The sequence below is a fragment of the Lederbergia galactosidilytica genome (assembly GCF_017873565.1).
GTDB classification, from domain to species: Bacteria; Bacillota; Bacilli; order Bacillales; family Bacillaceae_C; genus Lederbergia; species Lederbergia galactosidilytica.
This window is the reverse complement of record NZ_JAGGKH010000015.1, coordinates 48,828-71,800: the sequence shown is the minus strand read 5'-3', so window position 1 is coordinate 71,800 and position 22,973 is coordinate 48,828. Positions and strand designations below refer to the sequence as shown.

Below are 22,973 nucleotides of genomic sequence, written 5' to 3'. Positions count from 1 at the left end.
AATAAAATAAAAAAGGGTGAGTAACTTGAAGAAACTGACATTTTTAAGTGTAATTGCTTTATTGGTTTTTAGTTTAATTTTATCAGGATGTGTGCCAACTAAAAATAAATCATCGAACAATAATAGTTCTGGTAATGAAGATGGGGATGGTCCAATCGAGGTAACCATTTTCACACCAAAACTTGGTTCTGATGATGATTTTAGTCATAATGAATTTACAAAAGAGATGGAAGAGAAGTTAAATATTAAGATTAAATGGGAGTATGCGAACCAAGACGCGGCCCAAGAGAAAAGATCTCTATCACTAGCAAGTGGAGATTACCCAGACGCTTTCTGGTTAGTTACTTGGATTGATCCCATTACGAAAGTAGAGGCCCAAAAATATGGTAAGGAAGGAGTTCTCCTTCCATTAAATGATCTGATTAAAGAACATGCGCCAAATATTCAAAAGGCGATGGAAGATGTGTCTTATTTGGAAGCAGGTATCACAGCACCTGATGGAAATATTTATGGATTGCCATTGCTTGGAGAATGTTATCACTGTGCAAAATATGGAAAAATGTGGCTTAATACAGATTGGTTAGATAAGCTAGGGTTAGAAATGCCTACCACAACGGAGGAGTTTGCGGATGTATTACGAGCATTTAAAAATGAAGATCCTAATGGCAATGGGAAAGCAGATGAAGTTCCTCTTAGTGGAGAAAGCAAATCTTTTGAAAACGATGTAATGACATTTTTAATGAATCCATTTTTGCCGAATAATGGGAAAGACTTTATTAATGTAAAAGATGGTAAGCTTACATTAGCCGCTATGCAACCTGAATGGAAAGACGGACTGGAGTATATGCATTCTTTGTATGAGGAAGGGTTACTTGATCAAGGGGCGTTTACTCAAAATGCGGAAGCCTATAAACAATTAGGAACACCTGATGGGGAGCAAATCCTTGGGGCGGGAGCGGCGTTACATCCAGCTGTTTTTGCTGATTTGCAATCTGAATACTCAAAGAGTTATGAGGTTGTCCCACCATTAGAAGGACCAGATGGAGAGCAATTCACACCAACAAACTATGGCTATGTTAATAATTTTGCGTTTGCGATTACAGATAAGGCTAAAGGGAAGAAAGCAGAAGCCCTTATTAAATTGGCTGATTATTTTTATACAGAAGAAGGAGCCTTAACAGCAACCTATGGTAAGGAAGGGGTCAATTGGAAAGAAGGTGGCTCCGATGATATCGATTTGACAGGTGAGCAAGCCAAATATGTTCCAATTAGGCATGATGAGGACGAAGATGTGGAGCAATATGGTTGGGGAGAAAGAGGACCGCTTTTACAAACGAGGGAATTTAGAGATTCGATTGGAACATCGACTGAGGAACTTTCTCCTGAAGGCTATGAGCGCAGACTTTATAATGCAACTTTAAAATATGATGGTTTTGAGCCGAAGGAATCATTTAATGCAGAAGCAGCCTGGGTAAGTCCTGAAGAAGCTGAAGAATTAAACTTGATCCAGTTGAACATCATTAATTATGTGAAGGAAAACTCAGTCCAATTTATTACAGGTTCTAAAGATATTGAGAAGGAATGGGATAACTATATTAAAGGGTTTGACCCGTTGCAAGTAGATCGTTATTTAGAAATCTATCAAAAAGCATATGACATTGATAAAGAATAGAAAGAGAAAAGCGAATATACGATGAATCTCTTTCGTGTATTCGCTCTCCTTTTTCACAAAAATCATATCTTTTCAATTGGAAAACGCTTATAATATTGTTAGCGAAAACATTAGATGGGGGATATGGAAAATGCATCTTTTATCTTATAAAAAACCAGGTGTAGCTTGGACAGAAGCTTTACCACTTGGGAATGGGCGAATGGGAGCCATGCATTTTGGGGGGATAGAGGTTGATCGTTTTCAATTAAATGAAGACACGCTCTGGTCAGGACCTCCAGAAAGAAGGCGTTACCAAGATCAGGAATCATTACAAAAAGTTAGAGAGTATATTGACCAAGGTAATTATGAGGCTGCAACAGATGAGACGAAAAATATGTTTGGCCCTTACACTCAGGCTTATATGCCATTAGGAGATTTGAAATTACAATACTTCCATGGAGGAATTGCCCAAGCTTATCATCGTTCTTTAGATATTCAACAGGCGCTTTCTACCATAACTTATTCAATTGGGGAAATTGATTACATCAGGGAGGCATTCATCTCCTTTCCACATCAAGTGCTAGCGATTCGTTTGGCTGCATCCAAGGAAAAAAGTTTACAACTTCAAGTGAGTTTTGATAGTTTGCTGAAAAACCGTTTGCAAACTGAAGAAGAGAAGATCGCTTTACAAGGTGTTTGCCCAGAGTATTGTGCACCAAATTATGTTCATAATGATAATCATCCAATTGTTTACGGTGAATTCGAAGAAACGAAAGCGATTCATTTTGAAGGTAGATTAGGGATTGTTACTAAGGACGGCCATCTAGAAAGTTCGAATGGTCAAGTACTGATTCAAGATGCTTCAGAGGTGTTTCTCTATCTGTCAGTTGCGACATCCTTTAATGGATTTGATCAGTTACCTGGGAAGGATTATACGATATTAACGGCCAAAAATGAAGAGATCCTTGCAGAGGCAATGAAGATTCCTTATGAAGAACTAAAAGAAAAACATATTCAAGATTATCAGAAACTATACAATCGAGTAGAATTTAGATTAGAAGATTCGTCCAAAAGAGAATTTCTAGATACTGATGAACGGATTAGAGAACATGGACCAAATGATTTGGAAATGGCTATGTTACTGTTTCACTATGGCCGTTATTTAATGATTTCCTCTTCACGACCAGGCACACAACCTGCCAATTTACAGGGGATTTGGAATCATCATTTGCGAGCACCTTGGTCATCCAATTACACATTAAATATAAATACAGAAATGAATTATTGGCCGGCAGAGATTACAAATCTAGCTGAATGTCATTTGCCACTTTTGCAGATGGTGAAGGAGTTATCGGTAACAGGAAATAAAGTTGTCCATGAACGGTATGGAATGAATGGATGGACTGCTCATCATAACACCGATTTATGGAGACAAGCTGACCCAGTCGGGGGAGAACGACATGGAGATCCGATTTGGGCGTTTTGGCCAATGTCAGGTCCATGGTTATCTCGTCATTTATGGGAGCATTATCAATATTCAGGAGATCAAAATTACTTAGCCGAGGTTCTTCCAGTTTTAAAAGGTTCTGTTCAATTTTGTTTGGAGTGGTTAATCGAAGATGATGGATATCTCATTACATCTCCCTCCACATCTCCAGAACATCTATTTTATACAGCAGATGGAAAAATAGGTTCGGTCACCAAAGCAGCGACAATGGATCTACAAATCATCTGGGATGTATTTACAAATTATTTAGAGGCTGTTGCGATTTTAGGAAGCGAAGATCCGCTAATTGAACAAGTGCGCCAAGCCAAAGAACGGCTTCATCCACTCCAAATCGGAAAGTATGGACAGCTTCAAGAATGGCTGAATGATTATGAAGATGCGGAACCGCATCATCGGCATGTTTCCCATTTGTATGGGGTATTTCCGGGGACTCAGATTACAGATGGTCCTCACTTAGAGGCAGTCCGGCAAACTTTAAATAGACGGGGGGATGCGGGAACTGGCTGGAGTTTAGGCTGGAAAATGTGTCTATGGGCTCGCTTGAAAGATGGGGAGAGAGTTCAAGCATTATTACACCAATTGTTCCGTATTGTTACCGAGAATAATGAAGTTTTTGAGGGTGGAGGACTTTATCCTAATCTATTTGGTGCACATCCACCATTCCAAATTGATGGGAATTTTAGTTATACAGCGGGTGTTGCTGAAATGCTGATCCAATCGCATCAAGATTATATAGATGTACTGCCGGCACTGCCATCAACGTGGGTGAAAGGTTCGATCACTGGTCTGCGAATTCGTGGTGGATTTCAAGTCTCATTAATTTGGGATAGAATGCAAATGGTGCAATTGGAAGTCCAAACGTTAAAAGATCAGCACTTAAAATTGAAATCGTCGCAATCGGTTTTTGTTCGCTCTGAAGGAGAAGCAACGCAAGAGATCGAATCTGTAAATGGCCTTGTGGTTGTGGAAATGAAAGCAGGCCAAACTTACGTATTATCATATCGGTAGAGGGAGAACATTAACCAGCCACATAGGTATAAAAAATTGCAAGCTTTTATAAAGACAATATAATCTGCTTATCAACAGGAAATGGCCGAAAACAGGGACGGCTAGCGTTGTGGCCGCCCCTGAAATCTGGGGAAAGTCTGAAACCTGGAACAGCCACCGGCACGGCCATCTCTGAATTTAGGAAAAGTCCTAAAAAAGGGACACCCAGCAGTAGCGTTTTCCTGACTAATTAGATAAATAAGAACAGCTGCATATGGATGCAACCAATTGAATGGATTTTTTAGTAAGTCACTAGTTTGAACAGATAGATCGATAGAAAGGATGGTGCAATTGTCAATGTCAACAGCAGAGAAGTTGGCTCAATGCCAACATATAATCGATGTAACTCAATTTGGCGCTGATCCAACTGGTCATTATGACAGTACCACATCAATATGGCAAGCACTTGAATTTGCAAAAAAAATGTCAGGTCAGATTATGATCGATTTTCCAAAAGGAACATACCAATTGCAAAAGGCAACTGCCCAAGCAAGAGTCTTTCATACATCCAATACGGATAGTATTCAATTTCCAGAAAAACAAATTGCACTGTTATTAGAAGATCAACAGGATATTATTCTTAATGGCAATGATTCTCTGTTTATTGTGCATGGAGATTGTATGGCTCTAGCAGTGATACGCTCGAAAAACGTGCACTTATACAATTTTTCCTGGGATTATGCCATACCAACAGTGATTGAAATGTGCGTAACAGCAATCGGAGAAATAGACGGGGAACAATATACTGATTTTTCAATACCAGATTGTTTTCCATTTAACGTAGGAGAAGACGGAAAAAAAGTCCATTGGTATAGTGAGCGAAACCCTGAAACAGGTGAATACTATTGGACCTATGAAAATCATACAAACGCACCAACGATTGTCGCCTATCATCCTGACCGCAATATTAGCAGACGTTATGATCTTGGTTTAGGCCCTTTTTCAGATAGGAGAACAAAAATTACTCGTTTAAGTGATCGGGAAATTCGAGTTTTTTACGGAAAGAGACGTCCAGCTTTACATCAGAAAGATTTACTCTTTGAATTTTGTTCGATCCCAATGAGACAGACAGCAGGTGCATTAATCTGGGAAAGTTCAGATACGGTGATTGAAAAAATAACTCCACATTATCTACATGGTTTTGGCTGGTTAACGCAAATGTCGCATAATATTACTTATCGCGATTGCGCTTTTCGAGCGAGAGGAGGAAGTGGTAGGCAAACAACTAGTTTTGCTGATCTTATACATGTCTCAGGAGCAAGTGGTCATATTCATATAGAAGGGTGTGAGTTTTATCATCCTCATGATGATCCGATCAACATCCACGGAACCTTTACAAGGGTGGAAGAAAAAGTTGATGAGCATACAATGAAGCTTCGTTATGTGCATAGACAGCAAGGTGGCTTTCCGCAATTCTATCCAGGAAATGAAGTGGCTTTTTATTACCGAGATACATTAGGAGCTGTGGATGGGGAAGAAAAACGTTATATTGTCAAAACCGTTCAGGACCCAGGAGTAGCTGGGAATGATTTACGGACGATGACAGTCACATTTGAGCAAAGTTTACCAGCTGAATTATTCCGATTAGATGATGGAGAACCGCTCGTTGTAGCGGAGAATACTACTTATACACCATCGGTTCATATTGAGAATAATCATTTTGAAACCGTTCCGACAAGAGGCATTCTCTGCACAACAGGAAAAAAAGTATTGATTGAAAACAATACTTTTCGCCATATGGCAATGGATGCCATTTTTATTTCCAATGATTCCCAAGATTGGTATGAGTCTGGCCCTGTTCGCGATGTGACGATCCAGTCAAATACGTTCTATGTTGCAAAGGTAGGAAATCCAGGCTGGCGAACCGCTGGAATACGAGTTCACCCGGTTACAAAAGGGTCTCAATACCCTGCACCTGAACAAGCAATCCATCAGAATATCAAAATTAAACACAATAAATTCTATATGGAACATGAGTCTGTTCTTTCTATAGGTAGTGTGAATAATTTGCTTTTTAAGAATAACATGATTGAACGATATCAACCGGAGTTGAATGCATCTTATTATCCAACCTTAATGCGAAAGGAAGAAAGGACTTATCCGACTTTTGAATGGAATGCTTGTAAAAATGTTCAGGTAGAAAATAATCGCTTTGGAGAAGGAATAGAGCGAACAGAATTGGTTATGAACATGTCTAACATAAAAACTCCGAAGTAAATAAACAATATCGTAATTTAAAAGAGGTGAAGAAATGAGACAACTTAGAATAGGTATTATCGGGGGCGGGGGTAGAAGCACTATCGTAGAGTATTGGCATAAACCGAATGGTAACTCGGTCGTTGTTGGTGCTGCTGATGTTTCAGAAGAGGCACTTCAACAATTTAAAGAAAGCATCAACCCGGAAGCTTTTATCACAAACGATTACCATGAATTATTGGCAAGAGAAGATATTGAAGCGGTAGCCATCCTTACACCGGACCATATGCATGAAGAACATGTTACAGCTGCCTTTCGTGCTGGGAAACATGTCTACTGTGAGAAGCCTCTAGCGATTACATCGGAAAGTTGTGATCGAATTTTGGATGAATGGGAAAAGTCAGGAAAGCACTTAATGATCGGCTTTAATATGCGTTATATGCCGATGTATCAAACGATGAAAGGCATTATCGATTCAGGAGAAATCGGTGAAATAAAAGCCGTATGGGTTCGCCATTTTGTTGGTTTTGGTGGTTGGTTTTATTACCATGATTGGCATGGGAAAAGAGCGAATACTACGTCTTTACTTTTACAGAAAGCTTCACATGATTTTGATGTAATACATTGGCTAACTGGAAAGTATACGAAAAAAGTAGCGGCTTTTGGTAGTTTGGATTATTACGGTGGAAGCATGCCCAATGATCTGCATTGTCCGGATTGTGAATTGAAAGAGACTTGTCCAGAAGCAAGCTTTGATCGCTTAAATCAATGCGCCTTTCGTCAGGAAATCGATGTAGAAGATAATAATATGGTGATGATGGAATTAGAAGGGGGGATCAAGGCTTCTTATCTGCAATGTCATTTTACACCAGATTATTCTCGTAATTACACATTTATCGGTACAAAAGGTCGCCTTGAAAATGACGATATAAATAATAAAGTATATGTAAAAACGAGAAAAACAGGTTCATGGAATGAATGGAGTGATCAGACTTATGATATCAAGGAGATGGAAGGAACCCATGGTGGGGCAGATCCACGCATATGTGAGGATTTCGTGAATCTTGTTTTATATAATCAACAACCATTAACAACTCCTTTTGCTGGACGAATGAGTGTAGCAGTTGGCTGTGCCGCAGCAGAATCAATCCGCACTGGAAGTGGCGTTATCCTGATAGACCAAGGTAGACATGGCAAAATAAAAGAAACTGTATAGGACTAGCAAAAAGGGATTAAGGTCTTGTCTTTTCCCTCTACATCTAGTTTTTGATACTAACATTCTCGTAATCATGTAAAAGAGAAGGTGTGTAAATGAACCCATCGATTGAAATTAGAACGATTCAAACTGAAAAAGAATTAGAACAAGCCCTAGATTTATGGGAGCAAGTTTTTCCAGAGAATCGCCAGTTTTTTGAAAAACGATTAAAATTAGAACCGCAATATAATAAGCAAACGACTTGGATTGCCAAAGTGGATGGTGAACTAGCAGCATCTGTCCAACTCTTTCCTTATTATACCTATTTAGAACAGACACTGGTAAAGGTTGGTGGAATCGGAAATGTCGCCACATTGCCTGCCTTTCGTGGACTTGGACTCACACATACTATTTTAAACAGGCAAACAGAATGGATGAAACAAAATGGCTTTGACTTATCATTGCTCTCTACGGATATCAATCCATTTTATGAAAAGGTAGGCTGGCATACTTTTCCTGAGACTCCTCTGAGGCTGAAGGAAATTCCGAGGATACCCTCGACCTCCTATACCGTTAAGGAGTTTTCTGTTCAAGATTTTGAGGCAGTGAAATCTTTATATAATAATTTTTCATTAAACCTTGTTGGTCCCAGAGTTCGAACATCTTCCTATTGGCAACGATTAAGAAAAGAATTACTTCAATGGTCGAAGGAAATCTTGCTAGTTAAGGATGGGAAAGAAACGGTTGCTTATTTAATCTACAATGGAGATAAAGTAGTAAATCTCGAAGAATGTGTATATCAAGCCGGGGATGAAGAGGCTATCCTTGCCTTACTAGGAGATATTAAAGCTCGTAAGCATAATATAGAAAGCATTTGTTTTAATGGGGCATGTTCCCATGCTTTGTACAAACTTTTACTAGGTTGGAAGGCGGAAAAGACACAAATAACCACGAATATGTGGAAGATCATCGATAAAAAGAGCCTGTTATTAAAACTTCGGGATGTGTTCACTCAAAGAATGGCAAGATATGGTGCCCATATCGGTGAGAATCATACGATATTTTTGCAATGTGGAGAAATGGATTTACTAATTAAAAATTATGATGGGATTGTAGACATAGGGCAACCGAGTCATGATATTTATTATAATGAACAAGTAAAATGCTCAGAGGCTGAATTAATTAAGTGGCTCTTAAATGGAGGTGCAGCAAAAGAAATAGAGGCGAAAAGTCATTTATTCCAAGCGCTGTTCGGAAATAGCCATTATCAATTTTGGTCAATGGATTCTTTTTAGATTAAAGAAATAAGTGATATATCCACTGACAACTAGTCGGTGAACAAAAGTATTTTGCAATAATAGATGTTTATTGTAGTTGTAAATGATTATAATGTAAGAAGGTAGATCGTAGTCTTTTTTATTCGGAAAGGCAAGCGCTTTATTTTAAGGGATTACAATCTATTAAGATAAGAATTAGAAAATGAAGATACATAATGTGAAATACTGCTAGATGAATAAGCCATTAGGTAGTTTTGGAATCCCATAAATAATAAATATTAACTATGCTGGTCATTATGACACTACGATAAATTAAAGAATATTAAGAGATAATAAAAGAGGTGTAAATCATGCCCAAATTAACATATAATGAAAAAACCTTTTTACTGGATGGCAAGGAAATACAACTATTAAGTGGTGCGATGCATTATTTCAGAACAGTACCAGAATATTGGGAAGATCGCTTACGTAAATTAAAAGCAGCTGGCCTTAATACTGTTGAAACCTATGTGGCTTGGAATATTCACGAACCTGAAGAAGGGCAATTTCAATTTGAAGGGATCGCAGATATTGTCAAGTTTGTCAAAACAGCAGAAAAAGTAGGTTTGCATGTGATTGTCAGACCTGGACCATATATTTGTGCAGAATGGGAATTTGGTGGTTTTCCTTACTGGTTAATGACTGTTCCTAATATTAAATTGCGCTGTTTCAATCAGCCGTATCTTGATAAAGTTGATCGCTATTTTGATGTTTTATTTGAAAAATTGAATCCATTATTGTCAGCAAACGGTGGCCCGATCATTGCATTGCAAATTGAAAACGAATACGGAAGCTTTGGGAATGATAAACAGTATTTAGAATATATGCGCGATGGTTTAAAGAAAAGAGCAGGCGACATGTTCTTATTTACATCAGATGGTCCGACCCATAGTATGTTTTCTGGTGGAATGATTGATGGGGTGTTTGAAACGGCGAATTTTGGCTCGCGTGGTTATGATGCTTTTAATATTTTAAAAGAATACCAGCCAAAAGGACCCGGAATGTGTATGGAATTTTGGCATGGCTGGTTTGATCATTGGGGGGAGGAGCACCATACAAGATCAGCTGCAAGTGTCGTTGAATCTTTGGAAGAAATTCTTGAACAAAATGGCTCTGTCAATTTTTACATGGGTCATGGTGGAACAAATTTTGCCTTTTACAATGGTGCCAATCATAATGAAGAAATTTATCAACCAACGATTACAAGCTATGATTATGATGCACTTCTCACGGAATCAGGAGAAGTGACAGAGAAATTATATCAGGTGAGAAAAGCATTTGAGAAATATGTCGATCTCCCGGAGATGGTTTTACCCGATCCATTGCCAAAAAAAGCATACGGAAAAGTGGTATTAAATGAAAAGGCAGAATTACTAGCTTCCTTAGAGCAACTGTCACAACCACAATACAGTGCAGCGCCTTTAACGATGGAAGAATATGGACAAGGCTACGGATTTATCGTCTATGAAACTACGATAAAAGGAGCATATGGCAAACAAAACCTAACTGTCCAAGATGTGCATGATCGCGGGCAAGTATATCTAAACGGCGAATTTGTTGGCCTAGTTGATCGAATTAGCGGAAAGTCAACATTAGAAGTGGATATTACGGAAAAAGAAACGAAAGTCCAAATTATAGTAGAAAATATGGGCAGAATTAATTACGGTCCATTTCTTGTTGATTTTAAAGGGGTTACAGAGGGTGTTCGGTTAGGAAATCAATTTTTATTTGATTGGACTGTCTATCCTTTACCGTTAACAGATTTAAGTAAACTGAGCTTTTCAAATCAAACAGCGAAAGAGGAACACCCTTATTTTCATCGAGGAACATTGCATATAGAGGAAGTGGCAGATACATTTATCGATGTTTCGGAGTGGAAGAAAGGCGTTGTTTTTGTAAACGGCCATAATCTTGGGCGTTATTGGGAAATTGGGCCGCAGCAAACATTGTATGTGCCTGCCCCATTTTTACAAGAAGGAGAAAATGAGATCATTCTCTTAGAGTTACATCATCATGAAAAAGAAGTTATCTTTAAAGATACGCCAAATCTAGGATAATGGGGTGAACAGGCAGGAAGAAATGCTCTTCCTGCTTATGTTCACTAACTACGAGGAAAGAAGTGAAAAACATGAGGAAATTTGGGATTGGGATCTTGGTTGTTTGTCTTTATAGTTTTCCTTATGTCTACTTTTCAATGTACCAAGACTTCGCCCAACATTTAATGCTTGGCTATCTCATTATGATTATCGTCACCTCATTACTTGCTTTTTTTAGTATATTCTTTTGTAATATTATTCCTATTCTTATTGGGAATATCGTATCTGCTATTCTTTCCTATACTTTCATTGCAGGAATGGATGGGGTGGAAAATTGGGACACTTTTTTTAAGCCGCTAACACCTAACGAATTATTCCTATTTGTCAGCTTTTTTAATTTGCTGCCGCAACTGATCGCGATAGCTTTAGCCCATCGTCACTTAAAAAAGAATAATAGACATAACTAAGCGAATATAAAATTCCAATACGGGGTTAAAACAATTTGGATGGCATTTAGAAAAAACGCTTCTATTATTGAAAGTTTTTCTCCAATGGTGCATATAATGAAAGGAATTTATCTGAATCCATTTGTGGAGTTTGGGAGTTATATTTGGTATGCAATGAGCCATTTGAAATTGGAATTATTTCTGCTGGTTTATTGCATACTTTTATTTAAAATGTGTGAGAATATTTGGTTATGAATATATTATTTCTTCCGTTTGTGTTGGAATGTGTTGCTTTATGAGGTAGAATAGAATAAGAGGTTTTAAGAAAGGGATGAGAAAGATGAGGGTAGCCCTTTTTGCCACATGTCTTGTTGATATGTTTAACAGCAATGTGGGGAAGGCGACAGTTGAGTTACTAGAACACTTAGGCTGTGAAGTGGATTTTCCCGAGTCGCAAGTTTGCTGTGGACAACCCGCCTATAATAGTGGGTATGTGAAGGAATCGAAAGAAGCGATGAAAAAAATGATTGATACCTTTGCAGATGCGGAATATGTTGTCTGTCCTTCCGGGTCTTGCGCCTATATGTTTCATGAATATCAACATCTTTTCAAAGATGATCCAAAATGGGGACCAAAAGCTAAGGAACTGGCAAGCAAAACATATGAATTAACCCAATTTATCGTTGATGTTTTAAAAATTGAAGATGTAGGAGCTACGTTTGCTGGCAAGGTGACACTTCATACATCATGTCATATGACGAGACTGCTTGGTGTAAAGGAAGCGCCAATGAAACTTCTCAATCATGTAAAAGGTCTTCAATTTACTGAACTACCAGGAAAGCATAATTGTTGCGGATTTGGTGGGACTTTTTCTGTAAAGATGACAGCGATTTCAGAACAAATGGTAGATGAGAAGGTACAGCATGCGGAAGAAACGGATGCTGATGTGTTGATTGGAGCAGATTGTGGCTGTTTAATGAATATCGGCGGGCGAATCGATCGGAAAGAGAAGCCGATGAAAGTTTTGCATATTGCCGAAGTTTTAAACTGTAGGCAAGGAGTGTGATGAATCGATGCCAATGAAAATAGGGACGGAGGACTTTTCCCAGCGAGTTGATAAGGGGATTCAAGATCCATTCATGCGCAATGCTGTATCTGGGGCACAAGAAAGATTGCGAACAAGAAGACTTGATGCAGCCGAAGAATTGGGAAATTGGGAAGATTGGCGTTCCCATGGCGAGGAAATCCGGCAACATGTTTTAGAGAATCTTGATTATTATTTATATCAATTAAGTGAGAAGGTTTCAGAGCGAGGTGGGCATGTCTATTTCGCCCAAACCCCTGAAGAAGCCAATCAATATATAAAAGCAGTTGCTCAAAAGAAAAATGCTCGAAAAATTGTTAAGTCAAAGTCAATGGTAACGGAAGAAATAAATATGAATGCTTGTTTGGAAGAAGCTGGTTGTGAAGTAATTGAGACCGACCTTGGCGAGTATATTTTGCAAGTGGATGATCATGATCCACCTTCCCATATTGTTGCACCTGCTTTACATAAAAATAAGGAGCAAATTCGCGATGTATTTACAGAGAAACTCCATTACCAAAATACGGAGAAACCGGAGGAATTAGCCACACATGCACGTGAAATGCTGCGACATGAATATATGACGGCAGATATTGGTATTACCGGTTGTAACTTTGCGGTTGCTGAGACAGGTTCTATCTGTCTTGTCACAAATGAAGGAAATGCTGATCTTGTGGCAGCATTACCGAAAACGCAAATTACGGTTATGGGAATGGAAAGATTAGTTCCTTCTTTTGAAGAATTGGAAGTGTTAGTTAGCCTGTTAACAAGAAGTGCTGTTGGGCAAAAACTAACTAGCTATATCACGACCTTGACGGGAACAAAGGATGAAGGTGATGTTGATGGGCCAGATGAATTCCATCTTGTGATCGTTGATAATGGCCGCTCTGATATTCTCGGGGGAGAATTCCAATCAATTCTGCAATGTATCCGCTGTGCTGCTTGTGTCAATGTCTGCCCAGTCTATCGACATGTTGGTGGTCATTCCTATGGTTCGATCTATTCTGGTCCAGTTGGAGCGGTTTTGTCTCCTTTATTAGGAGGATATGATGATTATAAGGAACTTCCATATGCTTCTACTTTATGTGGAGCTTGTACAGAAGCCTGTCCAGTCAAAATTCCTCTCCATGAATTACTGCACAAGCATCGACAGGTGATTGTAGAAAAGGAAGGAAGGGCTCCAGTCTCTGAAAAATTATTAATGAAAGCATTCGGACTTGGTGCAGCTTCTCCTGTTTTATATAAAATGGGCTCTAGGATGGCCCCTACGGCTCTTAATCCCCTTACAAAAGAGGGGAAAATTACAAAAGGGGTTGGTCCCCTTAAGGCCTGGACAGAAATTCGCGATTTTCCAGCTCCAGGGAAACAACGATTTAGAGACTGGTTTAAGGAGCATAAAAAGGAGGGAGATCCGTCATGAGTGGAACGATTCAAAACCGCGATCACTTCCTGCAAAAAATAGCCAATCAACTTGGACGTGAGGCCATTCTTGCCAAACCGGAGATACCGAAATGGAAGTATCAACCACAGGCGACTGTACTCCAAGGTAAAAGCCTAGATGAATTAGTTGGAGTTTTAAAAGATCAATGTCTTCATATTCATACCGATTTTATTAAAACAACACGGTTGAATTTGGAAAAAACATTAAAGGAGATGGTCGAGGAGTATGGTGGCGGTCCGATTATTACTTGGAAAGATACACGTTTTCAGGAATATGGTTTAACCTCATTATTAAAAGAAAAATGGCCTCAGGAAAAGCTTGAGGTCCATGAATGGAATTATGAAAAAGGCAGAGCCAATATTGATATAGCTGAGACTGCTAATATCGGGATCACAATTAGTGATATCACTCTTGCTGAGTCGGGGACTGTTGTCCAGTTTAGTCATAAAGATCGCGGGAGGTCTGTGAGCTTTTTGCCGTTAAAATCGATCATAATTATTCCCAAAAGCTCGATTGTTCCCCGGATGACCCAGGCAGCACAAATGATTAGAGAAAAAACAAAGAATGGTGAGCATCTAGCTTCTTGTATTAATTTTATCACGGGTCCGAGTAACTCAGCTGATATTGAAATGGATCTAGTCGTTGGCGTTCATGGGCCTGTAAAAGCGGCTTATATTATTGTAGATGATTTATAATTTGTAAATAATAATACCTGACATATAAGCACATTGGATAACCATTGGGACGAGTTCGGTAGATATTAATATAATTTAATAGAAGCATAAGTCACTTCTTTAACCGTAAAAGGGTATCTAATTTGTCGCTACTTCGACTGTTAGATACTCTTTTTACTGTACGGCCAATTTAAAATAGTCTTCATTTCTATTTGCGACGTATCCATTGGGATCTAATAGATGAAAATAAGTCAGGAATTATTTCATAAAACATTTGAAATCCGTTGACTGCTTATGCTATTCTAGACTTAATAAAGTTCTTGGAGAAAGTAGTCGTGATAGTTGTGAAAAAGAGTGGGGGATGACATTGGTTAGAAAAGGTGATGCCAAATTAATACGGGAATTAAACAGATCCATTATTTTGGATATCATTCGGAAACAAGGTCCTATCTCCCGTGCAGAAATTTCCAAGGTCGTACAAATTAGTCCCACAACAGTTGCATCTTGTATCAATGCTTTAATGGAAGATTCGCTAGTTATGGAAAGTGGAACAGGAGTTTCGAGTGGCGGGAGAAAACCAATACTTGTCCAATTAAATCCGAATGACCGCTTTCTTATAGGTGTGGCAGTGAATGCATCAAAAATAACTATTGCGGCATTTAATTTATATGCGACTGTTCAGAAAAAGATTAGCCATTCATTAAGAAATGAAACTTATTCAGATGTTTGCGATTTTTTGATTACACGGCTTAAAGATTTTTTGGCGGGATTTGAACAAAAAGATAATTGTTTAGGAATATCTATCACATTTCAAGGAATTGTTGATGCGAATAAAGGGGTTGTTGTTTATAATCCTAAATTAAATATGTCAAATGTTTCATTGAAAGATAAAATTGAAGCAGCTTTACATATCCCCACATACATAGATAATGACACAAATGGAAGCCTTTTAGCCGAAAAAGGTTATGGACATTATCAACAGGCTAAAAATCTAATCTATGTAACGATTGGTGATGGTGTAGGGGCGAGTATTCTAGTCAATGATGCGATTTATCGAGGCTATCTTGGTGGAGCTGGAGAATTTGGACATACTACGATTAATTTTAATGGACCAGTTTGTGAATGTGGAAATATTGGTTGTTTAGAAAACTATGTAAGTTGGCAGGCGACCCAATCTCGAATTGAAGAAGAACTTTCTCAAGGGAAACAATCGATCCTGTCAGACGTTCTAAAAAAGAAAGGACAACTTACAATCGAAACTTTTCATCAAGCTGTTTTACAACAAGATCCGTTGGCGTTATCCATTATGGATAATATTGCTTTCTATCTTGGGGTAGGACTTGTGAATATTATTAACTTATTTAATCCCGAAAAAATAATAGTTGGTGGAGAGTTAGCTAATAATAATCCTTATTTTATTCAAAAGTTAAATGAATTTGTTTTGAAACATTCTTTGGAAACGCATACCGAAAATTTCGAGATCTTACCAAGTTCCTTTGGTGACGATTCAGAAGTGATTGGCGCCGCATCTGTTTTATTGCATGATCTTTTCCATTCTACAATTCGTTAAAAGCTTTAAGTTAAAATAGGAACACGGCCACTAATAGATAAGTGAATAAAATAGTAGTCCTGAAACTGAATCGAATGGATTATTCCCATATAGCATGTTAAAAAGTAATTTTTTTCAGGGCTTTGAATATTTTTTAACAAGAGAGCTGAGTCAATTTCATAATTACTAAAGGAGCTGAATTGTTAGTCAATGTATTTCCTTAACTTAGTTGATTGGAGCGGAAGGTGACGACACCTGGGGATTAGCGTGACAGGTGAAATTCCGCAGGAATATATAGCGACGAGGAAGCTCACCGCACGCCCCCGGAAAGCGTCCACCTGAAGCGTAAATCAGCGTTGTTCGGATTTGAATACTAAAATCTCTATTATGAAATTGATTCAGCTAAGTAACTATTTTCATAAAACAATTATAAAGATTAATAGTGAGGTGGTATGGTTGATGAAAATTGCGATAGTTGGTATTGGTAAATTGGGACAAAGACATTTAGACAAATGGAAAAAAATAACAAGTGTTGAGGTTGTTGGGGTAGTTGCTAGAAATCAGGATAAACTCCGAGTGGTTGCTGAAAAATACGATGTGAAACCATTTACTAGTTTGGAAGAGTTACTGAATGAGGTGGACGTAGATATAGTAGATGTGTGTACGCCGACCGCTACACATGGTGAATTTGTTAAACAAGCGGCACAGGCAAAGAAACATATAATTTGTGAGAAACCATTGGCTTTAACAAGTAAAGAGGCCGAGGAAATGATTCAGGCATGTGAAGAAAATCAAGTTCAATTACTAGTAGGTCATACACTTCGCTTTTTCCCAGAATACGCGAATGCTAGAACACAAGTTAAAAATGGGAAGATTGGACAACCTGGTGTTGTTCGTCTTACAAGAGGAGTGCCTTTTCCTGCAGGAAGAGAATGGTATGCAGATGAAGAACAAAGTGGTGGCTTATTTTTAGATTTAGGCTCCCATGAATTGGATTGGTTGCAATGGACTTTCGGGGAAGTAACAAGAGTGATGGCCAAGCATGTAAAGCGTGATCAGCAGGATGAACAATTAGAATATGGCTTTGTTACATTAAGAATGGCTGATGGAACGATTGCCTATGTAGAGTTATCATGGGCGGAAACTCAATTTCAAGCTACATATGAATTAGCGGGTGACAAGGGAATGATCACATATGATCATAATGCGACAGTTCCACTTAGCGTAAACATGCGATCGACTGATCATGCTGTGCAAATGCCTAAGAGTTTGATGCATAAAGATCCTTATCAGCGCCAATTTGAGCATTTTCTTGATTGCATTGCTGGGAAAACTGAGCCAATTGTGACAGCAACAGACGCACTTAAAGCGATCGAAATCGCAGAAGCAGCTGTTCAATCTAGTGAAACAGGCCAACCTGTTACTTTAGTGGAAGGGGGACGTTAACATGAAAATTGGAATAATAAGTTTTGCTCATATGCATGCTGCAAGCTATGCCAATTACATTATCAACCATCCTGACGCAGAGTTAGCTTGCATTTGGGATGCAGACGAAGCTCGCGGGCAAGAAATGAGTGAAAAATTTAATTGTAAGTATTTTTCCAATTTGGATGAATTTTTAGGGACAGATATTGAAGCGGTTGTTGTTTGCTCCGAGAATGCCAATCATAAGGAGCATGTTGTAAAAGCCGCCAACGCGAAAAAACATGTTCTTTGCGAAAAACCAATTGCCACAGAAGTAGAAGACGCTAAAGCGATGATTACAGCTTGTGAAGAAGCTGGTGTTATTTTTGAAATTGCTTATCCGGTTCGTTTTGCACCTGGTTTTAAACAAGCGAAAGATTTAATCCAACAAGGTGCCATTGGGGAAATTGTGGCGATTACAGGAATGAACCATGGAAAAATGCCAGGAGGATGGTTTATTGAAAAAGAACTGTCAGGAGGTGGGGCTGCAACCGATCATATTGTTCATATTATGGATATCATTCGCTGGGTAATGGAAGAAGAAGTCAATAGTGTTTATGCAGAAATGGATACTCGTTTTTATGATATTGATGTAGAAGATTGTGGACTTGTTAGCCTAGAACTAGAGTCTGGAATTATCGTGTCCATTGACCATAGTTGGTCAAGACCGCAAACATTCCCAACATGGGGAGACGCAATTATTAAATTCGTCGGAACAAAAGGTAATCTTGAGGTCGATGCTTTTAAGCAATTTGCCCTCTATTATAATGATGAAGCTACTTCAATTACCCAACTTCCCTATGCGGAAGACATGGATGATGGATTAGTCAATGATTTTATCGCATGTGTGAAAGAAGGTAGTGCACCATCTATAACGGGAACAGATGGACTGCGCACTTTAGAGGTTGTCAAAGCTGCTTATCAATCACAGGAGCAAGGCAAAACGGTTTTAGTGGAGAGATAATAAAACGAGACTAATAGATTAAAAACTTTCGAACCTTCTTTTTGCGGGGGGCTCATCTAGAAGAGGTGTTTTCAATGAAAATTGGATTAAGTTCATACAGTTTATCACAAGCAATGAATGCTGGAGAAATGAGTATTTTGGATGCTATCCAATGGGTAGCTGACCAAGGTGGCGAGCATATTGAAATTGTTCCAATGGGGGAATTAGATTTAATAAAAAAGCCTGAACTCATTGAACAAATCAAAGACAAAGCAAATGATGTAGGGATCGATATTTCGCATTATCTCATCGGAGCGAATTTTATCACGGAAAGTCGCGAAGAGTTTGAGGCTGAAGTAGCAAGGGTTAAACAACATGTTGAGATTGCTCATCAATTAGGTGTTAAGCTTATGCGCCATGATGTCGCATGGCGTTCTGGGGACGATGCAACGATTGTCCAATTTGAGAAAGATTTACCTGTTCTTGTAGAAGCGTGCCAAACAATTGCGGATTATGCAAAACAATTTGATATAACAACAAGTATCGAAAATCATGGGCTCTATGTCCAAGCTAGTGATCGTGTTCAACGCTTAATCCATGAGGTAAATCGCGATAATTTCAAAACGACAGTCGATGTTGGAAACTTTATGTGTGTGGATGAAAATTCGGTTGCTGCAGTGAAAAAGAATCTACCATTAGCTTCCTTTGTTCACTTTAAAGATTTTTATTGGCGTCCGTCTTATCAAAATCCTGGAGACGGTTGGTTCCAAACAATCAATGGAAATTTTTTAAGAGGAGCCATTGTCGGGCATGGGGACATTGATATGCGAGAAGTGGCCAAGATTATCAAAGAGTCTGGCTATGATGGTTATATATCTGTTGAATTTGAAGGAATGGAAGATTGCAGAAAAGGTTCGAAAATCGGAATGGACAATGTCCGTCGATTTTTAGAAGAAGCTTAAGGGAGGAATTATAATGTCTAAAATTAAAATTGGTGTGATTGGTGCTGGCTCTATTTCTGAATCTCATTTAAATGCATATGCTAACAATGATAAGGTAGAGTTGTATGCAATTTGTGATTTGAATGAAGAAAGAGCAAAAGCAAAAGCGGAGAAATATGGAGCAAGCAAAACATATGTGGATTATCATGATCTGATGAATGATCAAGAAATTGATGCCGTTAGTATTTGTACTTGGAATAACTCTCATGCTGACATTGCGATTGCAGCCCTAAATAGTGGGAAAAATGTCTTGGTTGAAAAACCTATGACAACAAGCATGGAAAAGGCTTATGAAATGGAAGAAACAGTGAAGAGAACAGGAAAGAAACTACAAGTTGGCTTCGTTCGTCGCTATGCTTCCAATACGCAAGTTTTGAAAAAATTTATTGAAGAAGATGATCTTGGCGAAATATATTATGCGAAAGCAACATGTATTCGTCGACTAGGAAATCCAGGTGGATGGTTCTCTGATGTCGAACGCTCTGGTGGTGGGCCTTTAATTGATATCGGCGTCCATGTGATCGATGTTCTTTGGTATTTAATGGGTTGCCCAAAGGTAAAATCAATCTCTGGAAACACATATAATAAACTAGGAAATAGAAAAAATATTAAAAACCTTTCCTTCTATAAGGCGGCAGATTATGATCCAGACAAAAACACAGTGGAAGATATGGCGAATGCCATGATTCGTTTTGAAAATGGAGCTTCCTTGCTAGTAGATGTCAGTTTTACGCTCCATGCGAAACAAGATGAAATTTCCGTTAAATTATATGGTACAAAAGGTGGCGCAGAAGTGGAACCGAGTCTTGCCATTGTAACTGAAAAGTATGATACGATGTTAAATCTTGCTCCGCAAGTGGATAGTGTTACTTTTGATTTTGTCCAAGCTTTCCAAGCGGAAATCGATCATTTCGTCGATGTTTGTTTAGGTGAGAAGGAAACGCTTAGCCCAGTAGCAGATGGAGTGGAAATGACAAAAATTCTTAGCGGCATCTACGAATCTGCCGAAAAAGGTAAAGAAATTTATTTTGATTAATGGTTAACTAGTAAAGCAATTTCAAGCGGGTATTTATTCTTTGTATGAATAAATACTCGCTTTTTTATAAAGATTTTTACAGAATTGTTTAACGATAATGGACATACAGTAGGAAGAAGTCATATAATAGACTTATATATACATATTTTTAAATAGAATTTAAGGGGGGATAGGCTGTGTCAGTTATGCGCGTCATCACTGGATTGTGGCGAAATAGTACGGAAACAAGTGACAGGGCAAAAGATCCTAAATTGAAAACACGTTATTATAAGATTGGGAAGCGCAAAATATCTGAAACGATTACATCTGTTGTGAACAATAAAATGACGGGGTGGAATCTTACCCATTTCGATTATGATCGTGGCGAGATGCTCATTGAAAAACGGGGAATCCGTCGTAATCAAATCGTCATCACGATTGTCCAGGTGGAACCGTTACGTTGTAGTGTAGATATTGTATCAGCTTATGATGGACTGGGAGATTTAGGTGCCACTTATTTTTTAGTGCAGAAATTCTACGAAGCTTTAAACAAAGAAATTCCGCCTGTACAAAAAAATCAATAGGATTGAATGGCCAGTTCCAATTATACGGGAACTGGCTCTCACTTTATCTGCAACTACTATTAGTTGCAGATAAGGTTATTTTAAGTAAAAGGGCGTGACATACATTGTATATGACAATTGAAGAAACAGCTGATTACTTACAACTTAGCCCAAAGCTAATTGAAAAACTAATTCTCCAGCAGAAAATACGTGCATTACATGACGGTGAACAATACTTAATTTATAAAAATCAATTTGACACCCATTTGGATCAAATGGAAAAGTATAAAAAATTGCTTGCAGAATGGCTGGAAGAACCAATTCCAGAAGATTGGGATGCGAAAGATGAGGATTAATCTTTTTTTAAATGAAAATATGCTATAAGGAGAGGCGATATGATAAAAACAGTTTTATTTGATGTAGATGGTGTTTTGTTAAGTGAGGAACGTTATTTTGATGCATCGGCATTAACTGTGTGGGAAGTTCTATCTAGTGAGCAATATTTAGGATTATCTCCAAACGAATTTAAAACCCAATATACTGACAATGAAATCGATGAAATTCGTGCCCAAGTGTTTGTTCAAGATGAGGTACTTTCATTTTTAAAATCATGTGGGTTAAATGCTAACTGGGATATGATTTATTTAACGGCAGCTTATCAAATTATTCATCTATTAAAACAAATTAAAGCAACAGCGAAAGAGAGAATAACTCAGTGGGTAACCCATGAGATTAATCGGGATGTTTTATTAGAAATGAAAGAAGCTCTCGCTGAGACCAAACTTACTCTCAACTTTGGGGGCTTTCTTAAAGATTTTCAAGGCGCAGATGCCACTAAAGCTGGTTTATTTGCTCATTTAGACAAGATTGCTCAGGAAAAACTAGGAGTCGATTACACCGTTTTTGGAGAGCAGGGGGAGTTGTGGTCAACATGTGAACTTATCTCACAAGAATGGTATGTCGGTGATCAATATGTTCTTCAATCAACTGGACGGTCTTCCGTCCAACTTGGAAAGAAAGGCTTTTTGACTGATGAGAAGGTCTTGGCTGAGCCAGAAGCGATTACGGATTTATTTCAATCCCTTAAGGAAGCAGGTGTACAAATCGGAATTGGCACCGGGCGCCCAGAATTGGAAACAATCGAGCCTTTTCAACATTTAGGTTGGTTAAATCACTTTAATCCAAATAAGATTGTGACAGCAGATGACGTCCTAGCTGCGGAAAAAGTGACGGAAAATCACAAAGGTCTATCCAAGCCACATCCCTTTACATATGTATGGGCTTTGTCTAATAAACAGAAATCGATCCCTGAATGTCTTGCAACTGTCTTCCCTATCGAAAACGGGAAAGAAACATTGATTGTAGGAGATTCTCTAGCTGATTTATTGGCAGCCAGAACAATGGGCTGCAGCTTTGCCGCCGTATTAACAGGTTTATCAGGAGAAAAGGCGAGAGAGCAGTTTGAAGAATATGAAGCAGACTATATTTTGGACAATGTACTAGCGGTGAAGGACCTTGTATTGTCCCTTGTTGAAAAATAAACATTATGTATATTATGAAGGCCATTAAAGGGAAAGATCAGTGAAACTTCGATGATACTAACGCTTTTTAAACCCGAAACCAAGTAGATAGGCAAAAAATGAGTTTTGAGAAAGGTTCTATGAACGCCAAAGACCAGTCGGATTATGAATAACGTGTTCGTAGTAGTGCTTTAGAAACTTTAGAAGACTTAAGAGGCTTGAATCCAAGCACTTTCAAAGATTTGCTGTTCTGGGAAAAATCCATCTAAAGGGACGACAAGATTTAAGATGATAAAATGAAACCCCAATAATGTTGATTGAACAA

18 protein-coding genes are annotated in these 22,973 nt (G+C 38.4%); all 18 read left to right on the top strand.

Annotated elements, in window-relative coordinates:
• Window positions 1-25 precede the first annotated feature (25 nt).
• Entirely contained in the window at window positions 26-1,672 is a 1,647-nt protein-coding gene (locus J2Z23_RS15560) for an extracellular solute-binding protein (protein WP_209974487.1), read from the top strand.
• A 130-nt stretch (window positions 1,673-1,802) separates the two neighbouring features.
• Entirely contained in the window at window positions 1,803-4,166 is a 2,364-nt protein-coding gene (locus J2Z23_RS15555) for a glycoside hydrolase family 95 protein (protein ID WP_209974485.1), read from the top strand.
• A 336-nt stretch (window positions 4,167-4,502) separates the two neighbouring features.
• Entirely contained in the window at window positions 4,503-6,422 is a 1,920-nt protein-coding gene (locus J2Z23_RS15550) for a right-handed parallel beta-helix repeat-containing protein (protein ID WP_209974483.1), read from the top strand.
• A 34-nt stretch (window positions 6,423-6,456) separates the two neighbouring features.
• Window positions 6,457-7,617, top strand: coding sequence for a Gfo/Idh/MocA family protein (locus J2Z23_RS15545; RefSeq protein WP_057995035.1), 1,161 nt, complete (start codon window positions 6,457-6,459; stop codon window positions 7,615-7,617).
• Window positions 7,618-7,712: 95 nt separating this feature from the next.
• Window positions 7,713-8,891 (top strand): GNAT family N-acetyltransferase, encoded by a 1,179-nt coding sequence (locus J2Z23_RS15540; protein ID WP_209974481.1) that lies wholly within the window; start codon window positions 7,713-7,715, stop codon window positions 8,889-8,891.
• 332 nt (window positions 8,892-9,223) lie between these two features.
• Complete coding sequence (locus tag J2Z23_RS15535) at window positions 9,224-10,969, top strand: glycoside hydrolase family 35 protein (protein ID WP_209974479.1); 1,746 nt, start codon at window positions 9,224-9,226, stop codon at window positions 10,967-10,969.
• 71 nt (window positions 10,970-11,040) lie between these two features.
• Window positions 11,041-11,415, top strand: coding sequence for a hypothetical protein (locus J2Z23_RS15530; RefSeq protein ID WP_064467448.1), 375 nt, complete (start codon window positions 11,041-11,043; stop codon window positions 11,413-11,415).
• Window positions 11,416-11,734: 319 nt separating this feature from the next.
• A complete protein-coding gene (locus J2Z23_RS15525) occupies window positions 11,735-12,460 on the top strand; it encodes a (Fe-S)-binding protein (protein WP_064467447.1) in 726 nt (241 codons plus the stop codon).
• Window positions 12,461-12,467: 7 nt separating this feature from the next.
• Window positions 12,468-13,898: a LutB/LldF family L-lactate oxidation iron-sulfur protein gene (locus J2Z23_RS15520; RefSeq protein ID WP_064467446.1), complete on the top strand. Its 1,431-nt coding sequence runs from the start codon at window positions 12,468-12,470 to the stop codon at window positions 13,896-13,898.
• The gene (locus J2Z23_RS15515; RefSeq protein ID WP_057983311.1) at window positions 13,895-14,614 is read left to right on the top strand and encodes a LutC/YkgG family protein; all 720 of its coding nucleotides are present in this window, start codon (window positions 13,895-13,897) and stop codon (window positions 14,612-14,614) included. Before J2Z23_RS15520 ends, J2Z23_RS15515 begins: the two co-directional genes overlap by 4 nt.
• A 340-nt stretch (window positions 14,615-14,954) precedes the next feature.
• The gene (locus J2Z23_RS15510; protein ID WP_057983309.1) at window positions 14,955-16,163 is read left to right on the top strand and encodes an ROK family transcriptional regulator; all 1,209 of its coding nucleotides are present in this window, start codon (window positions 14,955-14,957) and stop codon (window positions 16,161-16,163) included.
• Window positions 16,164-16,601: 438 nt separating this feature from the next.
• Window positions 16,602-17,588: a Gfo/Idh/MocA family protein gene (locus J2Z23_RS15505; protein ID WP_057983307.1), complete on the top strand. Its 987-nt coding sequence runs from the start codon at window positions 16,602-16,604 to the stop codon at window positions 17,586-17,588.
• 1 nt (window position 17,589) lies between these two features.
• Window positions 17,590-18,570: a Gfo/Idh/MocA family protein gene (locus J2Z23_RS15500; RefSeq protein WP_209974477.1), complete on the top strand. Its 981-nt coding sequence runs from the start codon at window positions 17,590-17,592 to the stop codon at window positions 18,568-18,570.
• Between the two features lie 74 nt (window positions 18,571-18,644).
• Window positions 18,645-19,511, top strand: a complete 867-nt coding sequence (locus J2Z23_RS15495) for a sugar phosphate isomerase/epimerase family protein (RefSeq protein WP_057983297.1) — start codon at window positions 18,645-18,647, stop codon at window positions 19,509-19,511.
• Window positions 19,512-19,524: 13 nt separating this feature from the next.
• A complete protein-coding gene (locus J2Z23_RS15490; RefSeq protein ID WP_057983296.1) occupies window positions 19,525-20,586 on the top strand; it encodes a Gfo/Idh/MocA family protein in 1,062 nt (353 codons plus the stop codon).
• Between the two features lie 176 nt (window positions 20,587-20,762).
• Window positions 20,763-21,149: a hypothetical protein gene (locus J2Z23_RS15485; protein ID WP_057987587.1), complete on the top strand. Its 387-nt coding sequence runs from the start codon at window positions 20,763-20,765 to the stop codon at window positions 21,147-21,149.
• Window positions 21,150-21,253: 104 nt separating this feature from the next.
• Window positions 21,254-21,484 (top strand): excisionase family DNA-binding protein, encoded by a 231-nt coding sequence (locus J2Z23_RS15480; RefSeq protein ID WP_057987585.1) that lies wholly within the window; start codon window positions 21,254-21,256, stop codon window positions 21,482-21,484.
• Between the two features lie 39 nt (window positions 21,485-21,523).
• Window positions 21,524-22,669, top strand: a complete 1,146-nt coding sequence (locus tag J2Z23_RS15475) for an HAD family hydrolase (protein ID WP_209974475.1) — start codon at window positions 21,524-21,526, stop codon at window positions 22,667-22,669.
• The last annotated feature ends 304 nt before the right edge of the window (window positions 22,670-22,973 follow it).